The sequence below is a fragment of the Brevundimonas sp. UBA7506 genome (assembly GCF_002479495.1).
GTDB lineage: Bacteria > Pseudomonadota > Alphaproteobacteria > Caulobacterales > Caulobacteraceae > Brevundimonas.
Genome location: NZ_DLNQ01000008.1, coordinates 14,113 through 36,644, shown reverse-complemented (window position 1 = coordinate 36,644; position 22,532 = coordinate 14,113). Strand labels below are relative to the sequence as shown.

Sequence of the window (22,532 nt, the reverse complement as noted above, 5' to 3'; positions counted from 1 at the left end):
GACGCCTTCGTCGGGCGGGCGAGCCTCGTCCAGCAGGGAGATGAGGGCACCGGTCGCCAGTGCTTCGGCGACGTAGAAGTCGGGCAGTTGGCACAGGCCCAACCCCTGCAGCGCCGCGTCCAGCACCGCCGCGCCGGAGTTGCAGCGCCAGCGGCCGGAGGGGCGCAAGGACACTTCACGCCCGGCCTCGGTGAAGCGCCAATGCTCGGCCGAGCCGATCAGGCCGTCGTGGCTGGCGATCTCGGACAGGTCGCGCGGGGCGCCGCGACGCGCCAGATAGTCGGGGCTGGCGCACAGGATCAGCCGCCGCGAGGCCAGCCGCCGCGCCATCAGCCGCGAGTCGGTCAGGTGGCCGAACCGCACCGCCAGATCATAGCCGTCGCCGACCAGATCGCGCAGACGGTTGTCGAGATCCAGCTCGATCCTCAGCTCCGGGTTCTGGCGCGCGAAGGCGTTGACGGCGGGGGCGATGAAGCGCTCGCCATAGGAGACCGAGCAGGTCATGCGCAGCAGGCCGCGCGGCGCCTGATCATCGGGCTGGACGGCGGCCAGGGCCTCGTCGCGTTCGTCGATCAGGCGGCGACAGCGGACCAGGAAGTCGCGGCCGGCGTCGGTCAGCTCGACCCGGCGGGTGGTGCGGTGCAGGAGGCGGGTCTGCAACCGATCCTCCAGCCGGGCGATCTCGCGGCTGACGGCAGAGGTCGACAGGCCCAGGCGCCGGGCGGCGGCCGAGAAGCTGGCCTGTTCGGCGACAGCGGTGAATTCGTCGATCCCGTCCCAGCGGCTCATCGGGACGTTGGATCAGTATTATTGCTCAACAGCAATAATGTTTTGCGGTTGTCGCCGTTTCGGCCAGGTGCGGCGCGGCGTACAAGGGGCGCAAATTCAGTCACCTCCTGTCCCTGAAGCAGCGAGCGACCGCGTCGCGAGCGATAGGGACGTCCGAAGGACCCACATCATGAAAACCCGCGCCGCCGTCGCGTTCGAAGCCAAACGCCCGCTCGAAATCGTCGAGGTCGATCTGGAAGGCCCGCGCGCAGGCGAGGTGCTGATCGAGATCAAGGCGACCGGCGTTTGCCACACCGACGCTTATACGCTGGACGGTCTGGACAGCGAGGGCATCTTCCCGTCGATCCTGGGCCACGAGGGCGCGGGCGTGGTGGTCGAGGTCGGGCCGGGCGTGACCTCGCTGGCCGTCGGCGACCATGTCATCCCGCTCTACACGCCGGAATGCCGCCAGTGTAAGTCTTGCCTGTCGCGCAAGACCAACCTGTGCACCTCGATCCGCGGCACGCAGGGCAAGGGCCTGATGCCCGACGGCACCTCGCGCTTTTCCTACAAGGGTCAGGCCATCGCCCACTACATGGGCTGCTCGACCTTCTCGAACTACACGGTCCTGCCCGAGATCGCGGTGGCCAAGATCCGCAAGGACGCCCCCTTCGACAAGGCCTGCTACATCGGCTGCGGCGTGACGACGGGCGTGGGCGCCGTGGTCAATACGGCCAAGGTCGAGCCGGGCGCCAACGCCGTGGTCTTCGGCCTGGGCGGCATCGGCCTGAACGTCATCCAGGGGCTGAAGCTGGTCGGGGCCGACATGATCGTCGGCGTCGACATCAACGGCGACAAGGAAGAATGGGGCCGTCGCTTCGGCATGACCCACTTCGTCAACCCCAAGGAGGTGTCGGACGTGGTGGCCCATCTGGTTGAACTGACCGACGGCGGCGCCGACTACACCTTCGACTGCACCGGCAACACCGTGGTCATGCGTCAGGCGCTGGAAGCCTGCCATCGCGGGTGGGGCGAGAGCGTCGTCATCGGCGTGGCCGAGGCGGGCAAGGAGATCTCGACCCGTCCGTTCCAACTGGTCACCGGCCGCGTCTGGAAGGGCTCGGCCTTCGGCGGCGCGCGCGGCCGCACCGACACGCCCAAGATCGTCGACTGGTACATGGACGGCAAGATCGAGATCGATCCCATGATCACCCACACCCTGCCGCTGGAACGCATCAACGAGGCGTTTGACCTGATGCATGAAGGCAAGAGCATCCGTTCGGTGATCGTCTTCTGATGCGTTTGTCCTTGCTGGGGTTGGTGCTGCTCATGACGGCGTGCGGGCCGTCAAATCCCGCGCCGCGGGACAGCGAACTGCGCCAGACGCCTGCTCCAACGCCAGCTTGGACGATGCATAGCATTACGCTCTATCTGCCGACGCCTGTTATCGAACAGCGAGTTCCGACGGCCGTTCTCGGCGCTTACATAAAGGATTTACGGGCGCGCGCGTCCAACGCCTTTATGGAAATGCCAGCGAAGGAAGGCGTTAGCGGGGCTGTCGTCGTGATGGTCAAGCCTGACCGACAGGCGCGTGTATGGCTGGCGACCGGCGCGCCGATGGAACCGGAGACGAAGGTCGCTATCGAGAAGGCGCTTGCCGAGGCGCCTCCTCCTGAGATCGTGGGGGGACCTGTTGTGTTCGGTCTGCTGTTCTCCGCCTGGGGAGGCGGGACGCCTCCGGTTGGTCTGCCGATGCCGACGCCAGAAGCTTGGAATGCCTTGTCAGGAGACGCGGGCGGCCGGGTGATGGATGATCGCTTTTACGAAGAGGCTTGGGCGCTGCGATAGTCCGTTGCCAAAAGAAACTTTTGTGCTCTAGCTTGCTGCGCCCGGCGAACCGGTCGGGCGCATCATCGGGAGGAAGACCATGTTCACGCACGTCACGCTCGGCGCCAATGACGTCGAGGCGTCGCAGAAATTCTATGACGCGGTGCTCGGCGCCCTGGGCCATCAGCCGGGGACCTTCAGCGATCAGCCCCGACCCGGCGTCTGGTACATGACGCCGCGCGGCATGCTGGGCGTGGTCACGCCGCGCGACGGCGAGCCCGCCTGTCACGCCAACGGCGGCACCATCGGTTTCGCCGCCGCCAGCCCCGAGGCGGTTCTCGCCTTCGCCGAGGCCGGCGTGGCGGCGGGCGGCACGGCCATCGAGGACCCGGCGGGTCCGCGCGACACCCCCTTCGGCAAGATGCACCTGGCCTATCTGCGCGACCCGTCGGGCAACAAGATCTGCGCCGTTCACCGGCCGTCGTAAAAGCCGAGCTTGCGACAACTGACCACGGGATGGCGTCGGCGTGATCCGCTACCTAGCCCCATTCCAAAGGGGGAGGATCATCATGAAATTCGACGCGCAGAAGGCTCTGATCGCCTATTCGGGCGTGCTGACCGCCGTCTTCGTGGGGGTGATGGTCTCTGGGGCGGTGTCGGGCGTCGGCCCGGGCCGCTTCACCGAGATCGACGTACAGCGCATCAATGTGCGCGAGCCGGACGGCACGCTGCGGATGGTGATCTCGAACCAGACGGCCTTCCCCGAAATCCCCTATCGCGGGCGCGAGGTTCCGCATCCGGGGCGCGACACGGCCGGGATGCTGTTCATGAACGAAGAAGGCACCGAGGTCGGCGGCCTGGTGTTCGGCGGCAAGAACGCCGACGGGGTCAGGACGTCGGGCGGCAGCCTGACCTTCGACGGCTATGAGCAGGATCAGACGGTCCAGATCATGGGCTTCCAGCAAGGGGCGCGACGGGTGTCCGGCGTCTTCGTCAACGACCGACCCGAGGAGTCGATCGACTATGACGTCCTGACGCGTCTGGCGGGCATGACGCCGGAGGAACAGCAGGCGGCGATGCTGGCCGCCAATATGGACGGGCAGCCGCGCGCCTTCCTCGGCCGTCAGGGATCGGGCGCTTCGGAGCTGGTGCTGCGAGACGGCGCGGGCCGGGCGCGTCTGGTGCTCAGCGTGGCGGCTGACGGCGGCGCGCGCATCACGTTCCGGGACGAGAACGGTCAGCCGACCCGCGTGGTGACGCCCGAAGGCTGACGGCGGGCCTATCTGCCTGGGCCCGCAAGGAATAAAGCAGGGCACAGGTTTGAAGGCGGAGACGAGATGAGGGCGAAAGCGGCGATGACGGCGGGGCTGGCGGCGTTCAGCCTGTCGCTGGGATTGACGGCCTGCGACCGGGCTGCCGACGGGGCGCCGACCGCAGAGGTCCCTGTTGAGGCCTGGAGAGGCAAGGACGTGGTCCTCTATCTGCCCGATCCGGTCATGAAGGCGCGGGTCGAGGTCTCGGCCCTGACGCCCTACGTCAACGCTGCGACGACGGCGGCCGAGGGGGCGTTCCGCGCCGCCCCGGTTCAGCCCGGCGCCTCGGGCATGGTGCTGCTGATGGTCAAGCCGGGCGGGCGGGCGAAGGCCTGGGTCGTCACCGGCGAACCAGCGCCCAGCGCGGACACGATTGCGGCGGTGGTCAAGGCGGTCGAGGCCGTGCCGGCCCCCGCTGTGCGCGAGGGACCGATCCTGGTCGGCGTCGGCTTCGAGGCCTGGGGCGGCGGCGCGCCGCCCGTCGGCGCCAGCCCGCCGATCCCGCGCGACTGGTACAGCTATTTCCCGAAGGACGGCGGCCAACTGGACGACGCCTTCATGGCCCGCGTCTGGCCTGACTGATCGGAGTTTGAGTGGATGGAAACGGTCAAGACACACGTCGTTCACGGCGGAACCCTGCGCTATTTGAAACACGACAGCGCCGCGACGGGCACGCCCATGACCCTGTCGGTCTTTGTCCCGGCGGGCGAGGGCCCGTTCCCGGTCCTGATCTGGCTGTCGGGCCTGACCTGCACCGAGGATAATTTCACCACCAAGGCCGGGGCCTACAGGGCCGCCGCCGAACACGGCGTCATCATCGTGGCGCCGGACACCTCGCCGCGCAGCGAAGGGGTGGCGGACGATCCGGCCTATGATCTGGGGCAGGGCGCAGGCTTCTATGTCGACGCCACGCAAGCGCCCTGGGCGCCGCACTTCCGCATGGAGAGCTACGTCACGGACGAACTGATCGCCCTGATCGACGCGGCATTCCCGACCACGAAGACGCGTTCGATCTTCGGTCATTCCATGGGCGGGCACGGGGCCCTGACCCTGGCCCTGCGTCATCCCGAGCTGTTCAGGTCCGTCTCGGCCTTCGCCCCGATCTCGTCGCCGACCCGCTGTCCGTGGGGCGAGAAGGCGTTCACCGCCTATCTGGGCGACGACCGCGCCGAATGGGCGAAGCATGACGCCGCCCTGCTGATCGAAAGCGGCGCGGCGGCGGGTCGTTTCGACGACATCCTGGTGGATCAGGGCGAGGCCGATCCTTTCCTGACCGAGCAACTGAAACCGGAGCTTCTGGTCGCGGCGGCCCAGGCTGCGGGACAGCGGCTTACCCTGCGGATGCAGGCGGGCTATGATCACTCCTACTTCTTCATGGCCAGCTTCGTGGACGACCACGTGGCCTTCCATGCGACCCGCCTGAAAGCCTGAGACTTCATGACCGACGCCGCCCCCGACTTCGCCCACGTGGACTTCGACGAGATGTTCGCCGCCCTGTGCAGCGAGGTCGGCTTCTGCCTGCACGAAAAGGGTCAGAAGAAGGTGATCGCGGCCCTGCCCAAGGGTCTGGATGCCGCGATGAAGGCCGTGCTGGCCGCCGAGGGCGTGGACGAACCCAATGCGCCGGGCGATCTGAAGAAGGCCGTGCGCGACTGCCTCAAGGCCCACGTCCAGCCGGGCTGATCCCGCCAACGGGCGCGGATGGACGAAACTTCATCCGCGCCGTGATCATGGCGCCTTGCGGGGCGGCGCCGCTTCGATAGTGTCCCCTCCCATCGCTTTTGGGAGGAAGCCCGATGATGGACCGTCGCCGCCTGTTGATGACCGCCGCCCTGGGAGGCGCGTTCGCGGCCTCGGGCGCCGCCCGCGCGTTCGCGCAGACCGCCGCTGCTCCGGCTGCGGGTCCCGCCTCGGCCCAGTTCCTGGCCCTGCTGGACAAGATCGCCCAGGAGATGATCCTGTCCGATCCCGAAACCCTGACCATGCTGGGCATGGACCGGGGACCGATGGCGCAGGCCCGCTTCAAGCTGAGCGACCGCTCGCAGGCCAAGATCGACGCCGACAAGGCCAAGTTTATCGACGGCATGAAGGCCGTGAAGGCCATCGACAAGCGCCAACTGACGACCCTGGAGCAGACCTATTACGACTCGCTGGAGTTCTTCGGCGACACGGTGATGGAGGGGTACGGCTTCCCCTATGGCGGCGGCATGTTCCCGTCGCCCTATACGGTCAGCCAGCTGGGCGGATCCTATCAGCAGATCCCCGACTTCCTGGACAGCCAGCACCGCATCGAGGCGGCGGACGACGCCGACGCCTATCTGTCGCGCCTGTCGGACTTCGCCAAGGGCCTGGACGCCGAGCGCGAGCGGATGCTGGCCGACTTCGCCGCCGGCGCCGTGCCGCCTGATTTCGTCATCGACCGCACCCTGACCCAGATGGCCGCCATCACCGGCACGGCTCCGGCCGACTCGGTCATGAGCCAGTCGCTGGCGCGCCGCACGGCCGAGAAGAACATCTCCGGCGACTGGGCCGCGCGCGCCCAGGCCATCCTGGCCGGCGAAGTCTATCCGGCCATCCAGCGTCAGGCCGACGCCCTGAAGTCTGTGCGTCCCGGCGCGACTCACGACGGCGGCGTCTGGCGTCTGCCCAAGGGCGAGGACTATTACCGCTTCGGCCTGAAATATTTCACCACCTCGTCGATGACGCCGGACGAGGTGCACCAGATGGGGCTGGAGCAGGTGGCCGAGATCTCGGCCCGCACCGACGCCCTGCTGAAGGCGCAAGGCATGACGCAAGGCACGGTCGGCGAACGCGTGGCCGCGCTCGGCAAGGACCCGCGCTTCGTCTATCCGAACACGGACGAGGCCAAGGACGAGCTGATCAAGGAACTGAACGCCCAGATGGTCGCCATGCAGGCGCGTATGCCGGACTACTTCGGCCGCCTGCCCAAGTCGCCGTGCGACATCAAGCGCGTGCCCAAGGCCATCGAGGCCGGTGCGCCGGGCGGATACTATCAGTCGCCGGCTCTGGATGGTTCGCGTCCGGGCGCCTACTACATCAACCTGCGCGACACGGCGGAATGGCCCAAATGGACCCTGCCGACCCTGACCTATCACGAAGCGGTGCCGGGCCATCACTTCCAGATCGCCCTGCAGCAGGAGAAGCCGGACACGCCGCTGCTGATGAAGGTCATGGGCTTCTCGGCCTATTCCGAGGGCTGGGGCCTGTACGCCGAGCAACTGGCGGACGAGATCGGCGCCTATGAGAATGATCCCTTCGGCCAGATCGGCTATCTGCAGTCGCTGATGTTCCGCGCGGCGCGCCTAGTCGTGGATTCCGGCCTGCACCACAAGCGCTGGAGCCGCGAGCAGGGCATCCGCTACATGGTCGACACCCTGGGGGACCAGGAATCCAGCATCGCCACCGAGGTCGAGCGCTACTGCGTCTGGCCGGGCCAGGCGTCCAGCTACAAGGTCGGCCACACCACCTGGGTCAAGCTGCGCGAGGACGCCAAGAAGCGTCTGGGCAGCCGCTTTGACATCAAGGGCTTCCATGACACCGGCCTGAACCTGGGCGGCGTGCCGCTGACGGTGCTGGAGCGGACCCTGAACGCCTGGACGCCCGCCTAGGCCTGTGAACCACGGGCGCGCCGGCCCGACGATTGTCTGAGTGTGAGGGGCGCGCGGCGTCGCGCCGCCCTCGTCGGGAAGCAAGACCATGATCGACCGCCGCCGTCTGTTGTTGACCGCCGCCGCCACGGCCGCCGTCGCGCCCTCGCTGGCCCACGCCGCCGTCGCCGCCACTGACGCCGATGCGCGCCTGAACGCCCTGCTGGATGGCTGGTTCGAGGCCGACATTGACGAAAGCCCCGAGCGCGCCACCAACCTGGGCCTCGACAAGGGCGCCCGCGCCGGTCTGTCGTCCAAACTGAGCGAAGCCGGTCCCGACGCCATCCGCAAGGACCGCGACAAGGCGATCAGCCGTTGGGCGACGCTGCGCGCCTTCGACCAGACGGGTCTGTCCGAAGCCGGCGCTCTGAACTACGCCATCGCCGCTTTCGGGCGGGAGACCTCGGCCGAGACCTCGCGCTTCGCCTATGGCGCGGGGCCGGGCCGTCCGTCCCCCTATGTCGTGACCCAGCTGTCGGGCGCCTATTTCGAGACGCCGGACTTCATGGACAACCAGCACCGCATCGAGGATGCGGCCGGCGCCGACGCCTTCTTGTCGCGCCTGTCGGCCTTCGCAGGGGTGCTGGACGGTGAGACGGACAAGGTCCGCGAGGACGCCGGTCTGGGCGTGATCCCGCCGGACTTCATCATCGACCGCATGCTGCCCCAGGTCCGCACCCTGCGCGACACCAAGGCCGCCGACCTGGCCATGATCAAGTCACTGGTGCGCAAGACTGCCGCGCTGAACCTGTCGGGCTATGACGTCCGCGCCGCCGCCATCGTCGATCAGCAGATCAAGCCCGCCCTGGCCCGTCAGGTCGCGGCCCTGGAGGCCATCCGCCCGCAGGCGACGCATGACGCCGGGGTCTGGCGTCTGCCGGACGGCGAGGCCTTCTACGCCAACGGCCTGAAGTCCAACACGACCACGACCCTGAGCGCCGCCGAGATCCACAAGATGGGCAAGGAGCAGGTCGCCGAGATCAGCGCCGAGATTGACGCCATCCTGAAGTCGCAGGGCTATACTCAGGGCACCGTCGGCGAACGCATCCAGGCCCTGAACAAGGACCCGGCCCAGCTCTTCGCCAACACCGACGAGGGCAAGGCCGAACTGCAGGTCTGGCTGAACCAGCTGGTCGCCGAACTGGAGCCGAAACTGCCGACCGTCTTCGGTCGTCTGCCGAAAACCCATGTCGAGATCCGTCGCGTGCCGGTGTCGATCCAGTCGGGCGCGCCGGGCGGATACTATCAGGGACCGCCGCTGGATGGCTCGCGCCCGGGCGCCTACTACATCAACCTGCGCGACAGCGGGAACTGGCCGAAGTTCGCCCTGCCGACCCTGACCTATCACGAGGCCTCGCCGGGCCACCACCTGCAGGTCGCCCTGCAGCGCGAGTCGGGCGAGCTGCCGCAGTGGCGCCGCGCGGGCGGCTTCTCGGCCTACAACGAAGGCTGGGCGCTCTACGCCGAGGCGGTCGCCGCCAATGACCTGGACGCCTATGCCGACAACCCGCTGGGCCGCGTCGGCTTCCTCATGTCCTACCTGTTCCGGGCCGTGCGCCTGGTGGTCGACACCGGTCTGCACTCGGAGCGCTGGAGCCGCGAACAGGCGGTCGAATACATGGCGGCCTCGGGCGCCAAGCCGCTGGACGCCTCGAACAGCGAGATCAACCGCTACACCGTCTGGCCGGGGCAGGCCTGCGCCTACAAGGTCGGCCACACGGTGATCGCCCGCCTGAGGAAGGACGCCGAGGCCAAGCCGGGCTTCGACCTGCGCGCCTTCCACGACAAGGTGCTGATGAACGGCTCCCTGCCGCTGGCGGTGCTGGAAGCCCAGATGCGGGCCTGAGACGCCGATCAGGGTTGAAACGAAAGACGGCCCGGACGTTCGCGCGTCCGGGCCGTTTTCATGTCTGGCGCAGGATGGCGGTCAGGTCGCCGCGCGCCAGGTGGTCGGCCACAGGTCCTGGGGGACTGCCGTGCAACTCGGCATGACCTTCTCGTCCAACAGGGCGAAGCGCTCGCCGGTCCAGGCCCAGACGCCCATGCGGCCGCAGTCGCCGAGGCCGCGCCCCTTGCCGAAGGCGAAGAGGGTGCGGGTCCTGGGATCATAGCGGCTGTTGACCAGGGTCGCTTCGCTGCCCGCCGCCGTGGGGAAGGCGACCGGCCGGGGCGCGGTCCCGTCGGCCGGTGTGATGAAATAGGTCTGGCTGAAATTATAGGCGCCTTCGCCGCACGGCACGCTCCACAGCAGCTTGTCCGCCGCCAGACGTGAGACCTCGACGTTCGGCTCGAAACGTTCGCCTCTGCGGGTTTCGGCCAGGCATTCCTTGACCTTGGGGTGGGCGAGAAGCGCCGGGGACAGGTCGTCCTGGACCAGGCCTTTCTGGGCGACGGCGGCCGCCACGGCCACGCGCGGGGCGGCCGGGGCTGCGGGCACTTCGGCGGCGGGCCGGTCGCCGCGCCGGATCAGGGCGGTGGGGGTGTTCAGCCGCCCCTGACGCTCGTCGATCCACAGGAAGGCGGCGGCCGCCCCGCCGAGGCTGACCTTCATCTGCTCGTCCCCGCGTCGCAGGGCCATGAAGGAGCCGTTGCCCAGATCATGCACCAGTTGGGGCGAGGGGTTCCTGAAGGCGATGACGTCGCCTTCCTCGTCCATCTTGGAGTTCTCGCCGGCATAGCGCCGGCCGTCGATGACGGCGTGGACCGAGCCCTGGCCGTCCTCCAGACCCCATCCGCCCATGTGGACGACGGGGCGGGCTTCCGCGCCGGGGGCCAGGGAGACCAGGACGAAGCCCATGTTTTCATGCGCCGAACCAAAGGCCACGCAGTGATTGGTGTTGTCGCAGGTGGCGGTCCAGTCGCGGAACTCGCGCGTCACGCTGGGCGGATTGGCGCTCGTCCTGACGGTTGGCGACGTCGCCGCCGTCTCGACCGCGACGTCGGCGGCGGCGGGGGCCGCGGCGGGCGAGGCGTCACCCTCCTTCTTTCCGCAGGCCCCCAGCCCCTGCGGCAGGATCAGGGCGGCGGCGGCGGTCAGCAACAGGCTGCGAAGCGTCATGTCGGGCGTCTCATCAGCGAGAGGGGAACGATCAGGGGCGGGCTCCATGAACGGTCAAGCTGGCTGCTGGTTCAAGTCATATGGGGGCATTTTGCGCAGGAGCGCCGATGGCGCCGCTCAGCCTTTGCGCCCGCGCGCGCGTCTCGCTATACCGCCCGCACGATATTCCTTCCCTGATTAAGAGACAGAGGCAGAGCATGGCCAAGATCAAGGTCGCCAACCCCATCGTGGACATCGACGGCGACGAAATGACCCGGATCATCTGGCAGATGATCAAGGACAAGCTGGTCTTCCCCTACCTGGACCTGGAGCTCGACTACTACGACCTCGGCATGGAGCACCGCGACGCCACCGACGACCAGGTGACGATCGACGCGGCCCACGCGATCCAGAAGCACGGCGTCGGCGTCAAGTGCGCCACCATCACCCCGGACGAAGCCCGGGTGAAGGAATTCGGCCTGAAGAAGATGTGGAAGTCGCCGAACGGCACCATCCGCAACATCCTGGGCGGCGTGGTCTTCCGCGAGCCGATCATCTGCTCGAACGTGCCGCGTCTGGTTCCGGGCTGGACCCAGCCGATCGTCGTCGGCCGTCACGCCTTCGGCGACCAGTACAAGGCCACTGACTTCCTGATGCCGGGCGCCGGCACCCTGTCGATCAAGTTCGTCGGCGACGATGGCCAGGTGATCGAGCACGAGGTGTTCAAATCCCCGTCGGCCGGTGTGGCCATGGGCATGTACAACCTCGACTCGTCGATCCGTGACTTCGCCCACGCCTCGTTCAGCTACGGCCTGGCTCGTAACTATCCGGTCTATCTGTCGACCAAGAACACCATTCTGAAAGCCTATGACGGCCGCTTCAAGGACCTGTTCCAGGAAGTCTTCGACGAGCACTACGCCGAAGAGTTCAAGGCGCGCGGCCTGACCTACGAACACCGTCTGATCGACGACATGGTGGCGGCCGCCATCAAGTGGTCGGGCGGCTTCGTCTGGGCGTGCAAGAACTATGACGGCGACGTGCAGTCGGACATCGTGGCTCAGGGCTTCGGCTCGCTGGGCCTGATGACCTCGGTCCTGATGACGCCGGACGGCAAGATCATGGAAACCGAAGCCGCCCACGGCACGGTGACCCGTCACTACCGTCAGCACCAGAAGGGTGAAGCGACCTCGACCAACTCGATCGCCTCGATCTTCGCCTGGTCGGCCGGCTTCAAGCACCGCGCCAAGCTGGACGACAATGCCGAGCTGGCCGAGTTCGCCGAGACGCTGGAACGCGTCGTGGTTGAAACCGTCGAGTCGGGCTTCATGACCAAGGATCTGGCCCTGCTCGTCGGCGACCAGCAGTCGTGGCTGACCACCGAAGGCTTCCTGGACAAGGTGTCTGAGAACCTGAAAAAGGCCCTGCCGAATATTGGTTAGTAGCGCTACCGCGCTTCGCGCTGCTTGAGCGCGTTACGCACCAGGAATGGGCCCGCTGGAGAAATCCCGCGGGCCTTTTGGTTGCTCGGGCCGCGCATCACTCATACCGCCGTCATCCTCGGGCTTGACCCGAGGATCGAGCGTAGGGACGCGCGCCTCCTTGCCTATGTCGCGCAGGCGGACCACCCGATCCTCGGGTCAAGCCCGAGGATGACGGCGGGGGGAGCCCCCGGAATTCCGCCAAGGGTTAACGACGCCCTTGAGCCCCCCCTCGAACCATGTCCTTAATGTCGCAGGGGGTTTCGAGTTTGTGTCGCAGATGTCGCTGACCCGTCGCGTTCGTAAGGCAGGGGAGGGCCGATGAACCAGAAACTGATCCTTCGACTGGGGGGCGCCGCCGTGGCGGCCTTCGTCCTGGCCTACGCCGCCTCGCCCTTGCTGGCGGCGCGCTCGCTGGTGCAGGCGGCCAAGAGCGGCGACGCGCAGGCGCTGGAGCGCCAGGTCGACTTTCCCGCCTTCCGCGCCAGCCTGAAAGACGAGCTGAGCGAGCGCATGATGAGCGAGATGCGCAAGGACAGTCGGCTGAAGGACAGCGGCCTGTCGGGCCTGGGCATGCTGCTGGCGCCGGCGCTGGTCAGCGGCGCCGTGGACGCCTTCGTCACGCCCCAGGCCATCTCGGCCATGGTGCAGGAGGGGCAGGCGCCCAAGCCGGACCTGGCCAAGGTCGAGCCGGAGGTCGGGCCGAAGCCTGAGAGCAAGCCTGAGAGCAAGAAGGTGCGCCAGTCCTGGAGCTACCGCGACCTGGACACCTTCGCCGTCACCTTGACCCGCGACGACCAGCCGGGCGAGCAAGTCTCCCTGCTGATGAAACGCCGCAACCTGTTGGGCTGGAAGCTGGCGGGGATCGATCTGAGCAAGGCGGAATAATCACCCGCTCATCCCCGCGGAGGCGGGGGACCCAGAAAGAGCCTCACGCACCATCCTTGGCCGCCTGTGCTTGCAGCCAAAGCACTGGGTCCCCGCCTCCGCGGGGATGAGCGGATTGTGTGGGGATCGGCCAAAGAAAAAGGGCGGCGCATCCGGTGCGCCGCCCTTCCTGTTTCAGTCTGTGCGGGCGATCAGCCCTTCAGCGCGGCCCGGATTGCTTCCAGACCAGCTTCGGCCTTTGACCCGTCGGGCGCGCCGCCCTGGGCGAAGTCGGGCTTGCCGCCGGCGCCCTTGCCGCCCATGGCGATGACGGCGTCGCGGGCCAGATCAGCGGCGTTGACCTTGCCGGCCATGTCCGGGGTCGCGGCGACGGTGATGGCCGCCTTGCCATCGACGACGCCGACCAGGGCGACCACGCCCGAGCCGATCTGCTTCTTGAAGTCCTCGGCCACGCCGCGCAGGCCCTTGCCGTCGACGCCGTCCAGAACGCGGGCGATCAGCTTGACGCCGTTGATCTCTTCCGGGGCCGCATTGGCGCCCGCGCCGCCGCCGAGCGCCAGTTGCTTCTTCAGGTCGGCGACCTGCTTCTCCAGCGTCTTGACCGAGGCCTGCAGGCCCTCGACGCGGGCCGGAACCTCGGCGGTCTGGATCTTGAAGCCCTGGGCCAGCGAACGGGCGACATTGGCCTGATCCAGCAGGAAGCGGCGGGCGGCGTCCCCGGTCAGGGCTTCGACACGACGCACGCCGGCGGCCACGCCGCCTTCCGAGACGATCTTGAACAGGGCGATGTCGCCGGTGCGGAAGACGTGGGTGCCGCCGCACAGCTCGACCGAATAGGCGCCGGGACCGCTCAGCGCATGGCCGATGGTCAGGACGCGGACCTCGTCGCCGTACTTCTCGCCGAACAGGGCCACGGCGCCGGCCGCGATGGCGGCGTCGGGCGTCATCAGCTCGGTCGTGACCGGGACGTTCTGGCGGATGACGGCGTTCACCTCGTCCTCGACGCGGGCGATCTCCTCGTCCGTCATCGGGGCGTTGTGGCTGAAGTCGAAGCGCATGCGCTCAGCGTCGACCATCTGGCCCTTCTGGGCGACGTGGGCGCCCAGGACGTTCTTGACGGCGGCGTGGAAGAGGTGGGCGGCCGAGTGGTTGGCGCGGGTGGTCGGGCGCGAGCCCTCCTCGACCGTGGCGGTCACGACGGCGCCGGTCGCCAGCGAGCCCTGGGTCACCTCAAGCGTGTGAACATGCAAGTCGCCGCCGTGCTTCTTGGTGTCCAGGACGCGGCCTTGGCCGCCGCTCCAGACGAAGGCGCCCTTGTCGCCCGCCTGACCGCCGCCTTCGCCGTAGAAGGGGGTCTCGTCCAGCAGGACTTCGACCGTGTCGCCGGTCGCGGCGGACGCAGCCTCGGCGCCCTCCTTGACGATGGCCAGGACCTTGCCTTCGCTGGTCTCGGACTCATAGCCGGTGAACGCGGTGCCGCCGTGCTGGTCGCGCAGGGCCAGCCAGGCGCCGGCCGAGGCCGTCTGGCCCGAGCCCTTCCAGTGTTCGCGCGAACGGTCGCGTTGCTCGGCCATGGCGGCCTCGAAGCCGTCGACGTTGACGCTGAAGCCGCGACGGCGGGCCTCGTCCTGCGTCAGGTCCAGCGGGAAGCCGTAGGTGTCATAGAGGGTGAAGGCGGTCTGGCCGTCCAGCATGTCGCCGGCCTTGAAGCCGGTCGTGGCCTGATCGAACAGGTTCATGCCGCGGCCGAGGGTGGTGCGGAAGCGGATTTCTTCCTGCTTCAGCGTGTCCTCGATGAAGGCCTGGGCGCGGCCCAGCTCGGGGTAGGCCTCGCCCATCTCCTGGACCAGGGTCGGGACCAGACGGTGCATCAGCGGGTCGGCGGCGCCCAGTAGGTGAGCGTGACGCATGGCGCGGCGCATGATGCGGCGCAGGACATAGCCGCGGCCTTCGTTCGAGGGGGTCACGCCGTCGGCGATCAGGAAGGCGGTCGAACGCAGGTGGTCGGCGATGACCCGGTGCGACGGGGCGCGTTCGCCCTCGGCCTTGGTCGAGGTCAGCTCTTCCGAGGCGTTGATCAGGCTCTTGAACAGGTCGACTTCGTAGTTGGAGTGGACGCCCTGCAGGACGGCGGCGATGCGCTCCAGACCCATGCCGGTGTCGACGCTGGGCTTGGGAAGGTCGCGAACGATCTCGTCGTTCTCCTTCTCGTACTGCATGAAGACGTTGTTCCAGATCTCCACGAAGCGGTCGCCGTCCTCATCGGGCGAACCGGGAGGGCCGCCGAAGATGTGGTCGCCGTGGTCGTAGAAGATCTCGGTGCAGGGACCGCAAGGGCCGCTGTCGCCCATGGCCCAGAAGTTGTCGGCCGTGGGGATGCGGATGATCTTCTCGTCGGCGAAGCCGGTCACCTTCTTCCAGATGTCGAAGGCTTCATCGTCGGTGTGATAGACGGTGACCAGCAGGCGCGCAGGGTCCAGGCCGAACTCCCTGGTCAGCAGGGTCCAGGCGCTCTCGATGGCGTGGTCCTTGAAATAGTCGCCGAACGAGAAGTTGCCCAGCATCTCAAAGAAGGTGTGGTGACGCGCGGTGTAGCCGACGTTGTCCAGATCGTTGTGCTTGCCGCCGGCGCGCACGCATTTCTGCGAACTGGTGGCGCGCTTGTAGGGCGGGGTCGCGCCGCCGGTGAAGTAGTCCTTGAACGGCACCATGCCCGCGTTGACGAACAGCAGGGTCGGGTCGTTCTGCGGCACCAGCGGAGCCGACTGCACCTTCTCGTGGCCGTCGGCCGCGAAGTAGTCGAGGAAGGTGGAGCGGATCTGTTTCAGGCTGGTCATGGCGTATCGCTCTAAGGAATTCGGGCGCGCGGGGAGAATATCGGAACGGGCGTCATATAGGGATTTTGCGCCGAGCGCATCACTGGCGCGTGATCGCGTGCGCCGGGGCGCGCTTTTGCGATGCGGCGGGCTCTAATCGTGCAGGCGATGCGGCGCGACGATGACCCCGTCCGCGTCGGCATAGAGCCAGTCGCCGGGGGTGAAGATGACGCCGCCGAAGGCGGTGGGGATGTCGATCTCGCCGATGGCGTCGCGGTCGGCGCGCAGGGGCGTGGTCCCCACGGCCTTCACGCCGACGGGCATGGTGTCGATGACGCCGCTGTCGCGAATGGCGCCGTGGAGGACGATCCCGGCCCAGTTGTTGTCGATGGCCAGTCTGGCCAGGTTGTCGCCGACAAGGGCGCGCTTCAGCGATCCGCCGCCGTTGACCACCAGCACCGCGCCGTGGCCCGGCCGCTCCAGCGCCTGTCGGACCAAGGCGTTGTCGTCCAGCACGCTGAGGGTGCGAACCGGACCGTGGAAGGCCGTCGCCTGGCCGAAGCTGCGGAACGGGATGTGGCAGACCTTCACCTTTTCGGGGTGGGCGTCGCAGAGGTCGGCGGTGGCGGGGATCATGGGAGGCTCCGGGGCTTGAGGGTGAAGTTTGCCCGGCGGGGCGCGGCGAGAAAAGAGCGGTTTGTTTCTACATCCGCTCATCCCCGCGGAGGCGGGGACCCAGTGCTTTGGCGGCAAGCACGGGCGGTCAGTGATGGTGCGTGAGGCTCTCACTGGGTCCCCGCCTCCGCGGGGATGAGCGGAAACTGAAGGCGAACCAGATAAAAAGAGGCCCGCCCGATTGCTCGGGCGGGCCGGCTCCGTCCGACCGACCCCGCGGGGTCGGTAGGCGGGTCGCGGGGACGACGGACGGAAGCTGTGTCGGAGGGAGATCAGCCCTCCAGATCTTGGCCTTCATCGGGTTCGGGCGCGCCCAGCATGTCGTCGGCGATCTTGGCCGTGGATTGGCGGACGGCCTTCTCGATGGCGAGGGCCATGTCGGGGTTGTTCTTCAGAAATTCCTTGGCGTTCTCGCGGCCCTGACCGATGCGGGTCGAGTCGTAGGAGAACCAAGAGCCCGACTTCTCGATGATGTTGGCCTTGACGCCCAGATCGATGATTTCGCCGATCTTGGAGATGCCTTCGCCGTACATGATGTCGAAGATGACCTCGCGGAACGGCGGGGCGACCTTGTTCTTGACCACCTTGACGCGGGTGGTGTTGCCGACGACCTCGTCGCGGTTCTTGATCGCGCCGGTGCGGCGGATGTCGAGGCGCACCGAGGCGTAGAACTTCAGCGCATTGCCGCCCGTCGTCGTTTCCGGCGAGCCGTACATGACGCCGATCTTGTGACGGATCTGATTGATGAAGAGGACGATGCACTTCGACTTGGAGATCGAGGCGGTCAGCTTGCGCAGGGCCTGCGACATCAGACGGGCCTGAAGGCCGGGCAGGCTGTCGCCCATCTCGCCTTCGATTTCGGCGCGCGGGGTCAGGGCGGCGACCGAGTCGACCACCACGATGTCCACGGCGCCCGAGCGCACCAGGGTGTCGACGATCTCCAGGGCCTGCTCGCCGGCGTCGGGCTGCGACACCAGCAGGTCGTCGAGGTTGACGCCCAGCTTTTGCGCATAGACCGGGTCGAGCGCGTGCTCGGCGTCGACGAAGGCGGCCACGCCGCCCTTCTTCTGGACCTCGGCCACGGTGTGCAGGGCGAGGGTCGTCTTGCCCGAGGATTCCGGGCCGAACACCTCGATCACCCGCCCGACCGGCAGGCCGCCGATGCCGAGCGCCATGTCCAGGCCCAGCGAACCGGTCGAGACGCTCTCGATCTCGTTCACCAAACCGCCCTTGCCGAGCTTCATCACCGAGCCCTTGCCGAAAGCGCGATCGATCTGCGCGATCGCCGCCTCAAGAGCGCGTTGCTTTTCGCCGTCTTCTTTACCCACGAGCTTCAATGCCGCCTGTGCCATTGGTTTTCTCTCCCTTGCCATGATTCCATTCTGGGCTTTGGGAGAGACCCGCCAGGACCCGCTCCCTCTGTGAGACGGACTATGTGCATGGTTTGTTCTGGTTCACAAGATGTTCTCATTTGGCGCGTGAGAACAAAATGCGATCTACGACCGTTTCTGACGTGGTCGGCATCCGGTCCAGAAGGGCCTGGCGTCGTGGAAACGCCTGCAGGCCTTGAGCGCGGCGGCCAATAAGGCGGCCTCGTCGCGCTCGCGCCGGCCGATGACGCGTCCCGCAGCGAAGGCCACGCTTGCGTCGTCCAGAGCGGCCTCGCCGGGGATTCGGTCGCGCGCCACGGCCAGGTCGTTCAGTTCGCCGAGCCGGTCCTGCAGCCGTTCCAGAGCCTTCAGATAGCGGGCGCGGCGGCGGCGGGCGGGAAACAGGTCGGCGAAGAACTCGGCGGCGTAGCGCAGCCGCTTGGCGCGGATGCGCAGGTGGTGCCGGGCCTCGGGGTCCAGATCGGTCAGGTCGCGGGCGCGTTTTTCGACCTGACGATGCAGGCGGCTGAGGGCCTCGGCGGCGAAGGGCGCAACGGGGGCGTCGGACAGGACCGCCGTCTCGATCCAGGCGGTCGTCTCCAGCATCAGCAGGGCGTAGCGGGGCGAGGCGATGGCCGTCAGAACGCGGTCATAGGCCTGCCCCCGGGCGGTCAGCAGGTGACGGCCCAGGGCCGCGAGGCCGGGCGAGGGGGCCGCCAGCGCCGTGGGGTGGAAGACGTCGCGGATGAAGACGTCGAGGTCGCGGGCGGCGTCGGCCTCGTGCGCCAGCCATTTCAGTTCGGCCTCGATGCGCTCGCGTTCGGCCTCGGCCAACAGGGGCTTGAAGACGCCGACGGCGGCGCGCAGGCGGCGTAAGGCCACCCGCATCTGATGCACGGCCTCGGGGCGGCGCACGATCCGCAGCAGTTCGGCGTTGGCCGAGACCTGGGCCAGACAGGCCATGGCGATGCGGCGGAAGGCGGTGGCTGCCGATGCATCAGGCGACAGGGGCGTGGCGACGGCGCGACGGGGGCTGCGGCTCTCGCCGTCGGCCAGCCGCCAGCCGCGCTCGGCCTTGCTCTCGAACACCGGGACGATGGCCAGGTCGCGCGCCAGCCGCCGGGCGAGGCTGAACAGGGCGGCGGGCGGCCCCGCCTTCAGCTCCAGTTCCAGCTCGTAGATGGGCTCGCGGCGCTCTCCGGCGGACAGTTCGCCGGCGTCGAAGGCGACTTCGATCCGGGCGCCCTCCCAGTCGACCATGCGGACGCGGCGGACGACCGTGGTGGCGAAGCGGGGCGATAGGTCGCGGCGGCGGCCCTTCAGAAGTTTATGGGCGGGCGTGGCCTTGAGCGCGGCGAGGTCGAGGGCCTCGGAGGCGACTTGGACCTCCCACTCGTCGCGGGCGGTCTGGCCGGGGGCGGTCTGGCGCTTCAGGGTCTGGACGAAGCCGTCCGGCGTGGCGCGAACCCTCAGGCCGCACCCCGCCGCGCGCAGGACGCTGTCGGGAGTGTCGAAATAGACCGAGCGCAGCGACTGGCTGGTCTGGGGCCCTTGCAGCGCCGGGTGGCCTGACAGACGCACGACCGCGCCCGGCCCGAGCCGGAACTTCAGTTCGGTTTCGGTCGCGGGCGAAGCCATGGGGGTAGTTTAGGCTTCTCGCCGCCATCTCGGAAGCGGCGAAGCTCGTGGGCGATCCTCCCCTGCGCAGCGGGGGAGGGGGACCATGCGCAGCATGGTGGAGGGGGCGAGGGCGGATGTTGCCGTTGAAGGTCGGCCGCACGGCGTGGGGCACTTGTCGAACGGGGCGGTTGCATCCGCCCCCTCCACCGCCTGCGGCGGTCCCCCTCCCCCGTAGACGGGGGAGGATCAAGGGCGTCAGCCCCGCGCCACCTGGAAGCCGGCGAAGGACTGGCTGACCGGCATCAGCTCCAGGGCGTTGATGTTCAGGTGCGGCGGCAGGGTCGCGACCCAGAACAGGGTCTCGGCGATGTCTTCGCCGGTCATGGGCTGGGCGCCGCCGTAGAGGGCGTCCGACGCCGCTTGATCGCCGCTGGTGCGGACCAGGGTGAACTCGGTCTCGGTCATGCCGGGCTCGATGGAGGTGACGCGCACCCCGGTGCCGTGCAGGTCCGAGCGCAGGCCCAGCGAGAACTGGCGCACGAAGGCCTTGGTGCCGCCATAGGCGTTGCCGCCCTTGTAGGGATAGGTCGCGGCCACCGAGCTGATGTTCAGGATGGCGCCCTTGCGCGCGATCAGGCGCGGCAGCAGGCGCCGCGTGATGGTGACCAGACCGGTGATGTTGGTGTCGATCATCTGACGCCACTGATCCAGATCGGCGTCCTGGGCGGCGGCGGTCCCCAGCGCCAGCCCGGCGTTGTTGATCAGGACGTCGATGTCGCCAAAGCCCTCGGGCAGGGCGTCCAGGGCCGCGTCGATGGCGGCCTCGTCGCGGATGTCGAAGACGAGGGGATGGACCACGTCCGCGCCCAGTTCGGCGACCAGATCATTCAGACGCTCGGCGCGGCGGCCGGTGGCGATGATCTTCCAGCCCGCCGAGGCGAAGCGGCGCGCCGCCGCCTGTCCGATGCCCGCCGTGGCGCCGGTGATGAGGACGGTTCCGCTCATGGTCTGCTCCTGTTCGCTGTCGCCGGTTGTCTAGCGCCGCCGCAGCCCAGGCTCAAATGACGAAACGGCCGACGCCCCTTTCGGAACGCCGGCCGCTTGCTCCGGGGAGAGCGGGGGAAGGTCGTCAGGCGGCCCGGTTCTTCACCAGATCGTCGACGACCGAAGGGTCGGCCAGGGTGGAGACATCGCCCAGGGCGCCCAGTTCGTTCTCGGCGATCTTGCGCAGGATGCGCCGCATGATCTTGCCGGATCGGGTCTTGGGCAGGCCCGGCGCCCACTGGATCACGTCGGGGGCGGCGATGGGGCCGATCTCGGTGCGGACGTGGGCGACCAGTTCCTTGCGCAGGGCCTCGGTGGCCTCCACGCCGCGCACCAGGGTCACATAGGCGTAGATGCCCTGACCCTTGATGTCGTGGGGGAAGCCGACGACCGCCGCCTCGGCCACGATGTCGTGCAGGACCAGGGCGCTCTCGACCTCGGCCGTGCCCATGCGGTGGCCCGAGACATTGATGACGTCATCGACCCGGCCGGTGATCCAGTAGTAGCCGTCGGCGTCGCGGCGGCAGCCGTCGCCGGTGAAGTACTTGCCCGGATAGGTCGAGAAATAGGTGTCGAAGAAGCGCTGGTGGTCGCCATAGACCGTGCGCATCTGGCCCGGCCAGCTGTCAGTGATGCAGAGGTTGCCCTCGGTCGCGCCCTCCAGCACGACGCCTTCCGCGTCGACGATCTGCAGCTCGACGCCGGGCAGGGGCTTGGTGGCCGAGCCGGGCTTGAGGTCGGTGGCGCCGGGCAGGGGCGAAACCAGCACCCCGCCGGTTTCGGTCTGCCACCAGGTGTCGACGATGGGCAGGCGGCCGTCGCCGACCACCTCGTGATACCAGCGCCAGGCCTCGGGGTTGATCGGCTCGCCGACGCTGCCCAGCAGGCGCAAGCTCTTGCGGCTGGTCGCCTTCACCGGGGCGTCGCCTTCGCGCATCAGCGAGCGCAGGGCGGTGGGGGCGGTGTAGAAGATCTCGACCTTGTGCTTGTCGATGACCTCCCAGAAACGGCTCACGCTCGGATAGTTGGGCACGCCCTCGAACAGCAGGGTGGTCGCCCCATTGGCCAGGGGGCCATAGACGCCATAGGAGTGGCCGGTCACCCAGCCCACGTCGGCGGTGCACCAGAAGACCTCGCCGGGGCGGTAGTCGAAGACCAGTTCGTGGGTGTAGCTGGCCCAGAACAGATAGCCGCCGGTGGTGTGCAGCACCCCCTTGGGTTTGCCGGTCGAGCCCGAGGTGTAGAGGATGAACAGCGGGTCCTCCGCCTGCATCGGCTCGGGATGGCAGTGGGCCGTGACCTTGGCGGCCTCGGTCTCGTAATCCCGGTCGCGGCCCTCGATGAAGCCCACGTCCGCGCCCGTGTGGCGGATCAGCAGGACGCCGTCGACGCCCGAGACCTTCTCCAGCGCCTTGTCGACATTGGCCTTCAGCGGGACCTTCTTGCCGCCACGGCAGCCCTCGTCGGCGGTGATGACGAAGGTCGAGCCGCAGTCCTCGATGCGCCCGGCGATGCTGTCGGGCGAGAAGCCGCCGAAGATGACCGAGTGGACCGCGCCGATACGGGCGCAGGCCAACATGGCGTAGGCCGCCTCGGGGATCATGGGCAGGTAGATGGTGACGCGGTCGCCCTTCCGGACGCCGTTGGCCTTGAGCACATTGGCCATGCGGCAGACGCGCTCGTGCAGCTGGCCGTAGGTGACGTGCTCGCTGTCGGTCGGCTCGTCGCCTTCCCAGATGATGGCCGTGTCGTTTTCACGGTGCGGCAGGTGGCGGTCGATGCAGTTGGCCGAGACGTTCAGCACCCCGTCCTCGAACCAGCGGATGCGGAAGTCGGCCTTGTTGAACGACACGTCCTTGATCTTTGACGGGAAGGTCATCCAGTCGAGGCGCTTGGCCTGTTCGCCCCAGTAGGCCTCGGGCGTTTCGCGCGCCGCGATCCGGGCCGCGTCATAGGCGTCGCGGTCCATGTGGGCGCGGGCGGCCAGGTCGGCGGGGACGGGATAGATTTCCGGATCAGACACGCGCT

Annotated in this window: 19 protein-coding genes; 11 read left to right on the top strand and 8 right to left on the bottom strand. The window is 68.0% G+C overall.

All coding sequences use genetic code 11. The annotated features are described in order from the left end of the window. Positions 1-789 (bottom strand): LysR family transcriptional regulator (locus B3K53_RS07640; protein WP_292083583.1); only part of this gene is annotated, 789 nt, incomplete at its 3' end. Between the two features lie 169 nt (positions 790-958). Between B3K53_RS07640 and B3K53_RS07635 the strand changes: the two genes are divergently transcribed. From B3K53_RS07635 to B3K53_RS07595, 9 genes are all read left to right on the top strand, one after another. Further along, a complete protein-coding gene (locus B3K53_RS07635) occupies positions 959-2,065 on the top strand; it encodes an S-(hydroxymethyl)glutathione dehydrogenase/class III alcohol dehydrogenase (protein ID WP_292083582.1) in 1,107 nt (368 codons plus the stop codon). Beyond that, a complete protein-coding gene (locus B3K53_RS07630; RefSeq protein ID WP_292083581.1) occupies positions 2,065-2,616 on the top strand; it encodes a hypothetical protein in 552 nt (183 codons plus the stop codon). Before B3K53_RS07635 ends, B3K53_RS07630 begins: the two co-directional genes overlap by 1 nt. Positions 2,617-2,695: 79 nt before the next feature. Further along, a complete protein-coding gene (locus B3K53_RS07625) occupies positions 2,696-3,082 on the top strand; it encodes a VOC family protein (RefSeq protein ID WP_292083580.1) in 387 nt (128 codons plus the stop codon). Positions 3,083-3,164: 82 nt separating this feature from the next. Then, entirely contained in the window at positions 3,165-3,866 is a 702-nt protein-coding gene (locus B3K53_RS07620; RefSeq protein WP_292083579.1) for a hypothetical protein, read from the top strand. A 66-nt stretch (positions 3,867-3,932) separates the two neighbouring features. Beyond that, complete coding sequence (locus tag B3K53_RS07615) at positions 3,933-4,490, top strand: hypothetical protein (RefSeq protein WP_292083578.1); 558 nt, start codon at positions 3,933-3,935, stop codon at positions 4,488-4,490. 15 nt (positions 4,491-4,505) lie between these two features. Next, complete coding sequence (fghA, locus tag B3K53_RS07610; RefSeq protein WP_292083577.1) at positions 4,506-5,339, top strand: S-formylglutathione hydrolase; 834 nt, start codon at positions 4,506-4,508, stop codon at positions 5,337-5,339. Between the two features lie 6 nt (positions 5,340-5,345). Further along, positions 5,346-5,591: a hypothetical protein gene (locus tag B3K53_RS07605; protein WP_292083576.1), complete on the top strand. Its 246-nt coding sequence runs from the start codon at positions 5,346-5,348 to the stop codon at positions 5,589-5,591. A gap of 113 nt (positions 5,592-5,704) precedes the next feature. Beyond that, complete coding sequence (locus B3K53_RS07600) at positions 5,705-7,537, top strand: DUF885 domain-containing protein (RefSeq protein WP_292083575.1); 1,833 nt, start codon at positions 5,705-5,707, stop codon at positions 7,535-7,537. Positions 7,538-7,625: 88 nt separating this feature from the next. Further along, a complete protein-coding gene (locus B3K53_RS07595) occupies positions 7,626-9,422 on the top strand; it encodes a DUF885 domain-containing protein (RefSeq protein WP_292083573.1) in 1,797 nt (598 codons plus the stop codon). An 81-nt stretch (positions 9,423-9,503) separates the two neighbouring features. Here B3K53_RS07595 and B3K53_RS07590 read toward each other — a convergent pair whose 3' ends face one another. Continuing rightward, positions 9,504-10,634 (bottom strand): DUF1176 domain-containing protein, encoded by a 1,131-nt coding sequence (locus B3K53_RS07590; RefSeq protein ID WP_292083572.1) that lies wholly within the window; start codon positions 10,632-10,634, stop codon positions 9,504-9,506. A 197-nt stretch (positions 10,635-10,831) separates the two neighbouring features. On the opposite strand from B3K53_RS07590, the gene B3K53_RS07585 reads away from it, so the two are divergent. Then, positions 10,832-12,052, top strand: a complete 1,221-nt coding sequence (locus tag B3K53_RS07585; RefSeq protein WP_292083571.1) for an NADP-dependent isocitrate dehydrogenase — start codon at positions 10,832-10,834, stop codon at positions 12,050-12,052. Between the two features lie 360 nt (positions 12,053-12,412). Next, entirely contained in the window at positions 12,413-12,979 is a 567-nt protein-coding gene (locus B3K53_RS07580) for a DUF2939 domain-containing protein (RefSeq protein WP_292083570.1), read from the top strand. 191 nt (positions 12,980-13,170) lie between these two features. Here B3K53_RS07580 and alaS read toward each other — a convergent pair whose 3' ends face one another. The 6 genes from alaS to acs all read right to left on the bottom strand — a co-directional run bounded on the left by alaS (position 13,171) and on the right by acs (position 22,527). Then, positions 13,171-15,816, bottom strand: coding sequence for an alanine--tRNA ligase (alaS, locus tag B3K53_RS07575; RefSeq protein WP_292083569.1), 2,646 nt, complete (start codon positions 15,814-15,816; stop codon positions 13,171-13,173). 132 nt (positions 15,817-15,948) lie between these two features. Then, a complete protein-coding gene (rraA, locus tag B3K53_RS07570; protein WP_292083568.1) occupies positions 15,949-16,431 on the bottom strand; it encodes a ribonuclease E activity regulator RraA in 483 nt (160 codons plus the stop codon). 311 nt (positions 16,432-16,742) lie between these two features. Then, the gene (recA, locus tag B3K53_RS07565; RefSeq protein WP_292083567.1) at positions 16,743-17,822 is read right to left on the bottom strand and encodes a recombinase RecA; all 1,080 of its coding nucleotides are present in this window, start codon (positions 17,820-17,822) and stop codon (positions 16,743-16,745) included. A gap of 144 nt (positions 17,823-17,966) precedes the next feature. Beyond that, entirely contained in the window at positions 17,967-19,478 is a 1,512-nt protein-coding gene (locus tag B3K53_RS07560; protein WP_292083566.1) for a CYTH and CHAD domain-containing protein, read from the bottom strand. A 237-nt stretch (positions 19,479-19,715) separates the two neighbouring features. Continuing rightward, on the bottom strand, positions 19,716-20,465 hold the full coding sequence (locus B3K53_RS07555; protein WP_292083565.1) for an SDR family NAD(P)-dependent oxidoreductase: 750 nt from the start codon (positions 20,463-20,465) through the stop codon (positions 19,716-19,718). 124 nt (positions 20,466-20,589) lie between these two features. After that, a complete protein-coding gene (gene acs, locus B3K53_RS07550; protein WP_292083564.1) occupies positions 20,590-22,527 on the bottom strand; it encodes an acetate--CoA ligase in 1,938 nt (645 codons plus the stop codon). Positions 22,528-22,532: the final 5 nt, after the last annotated feature.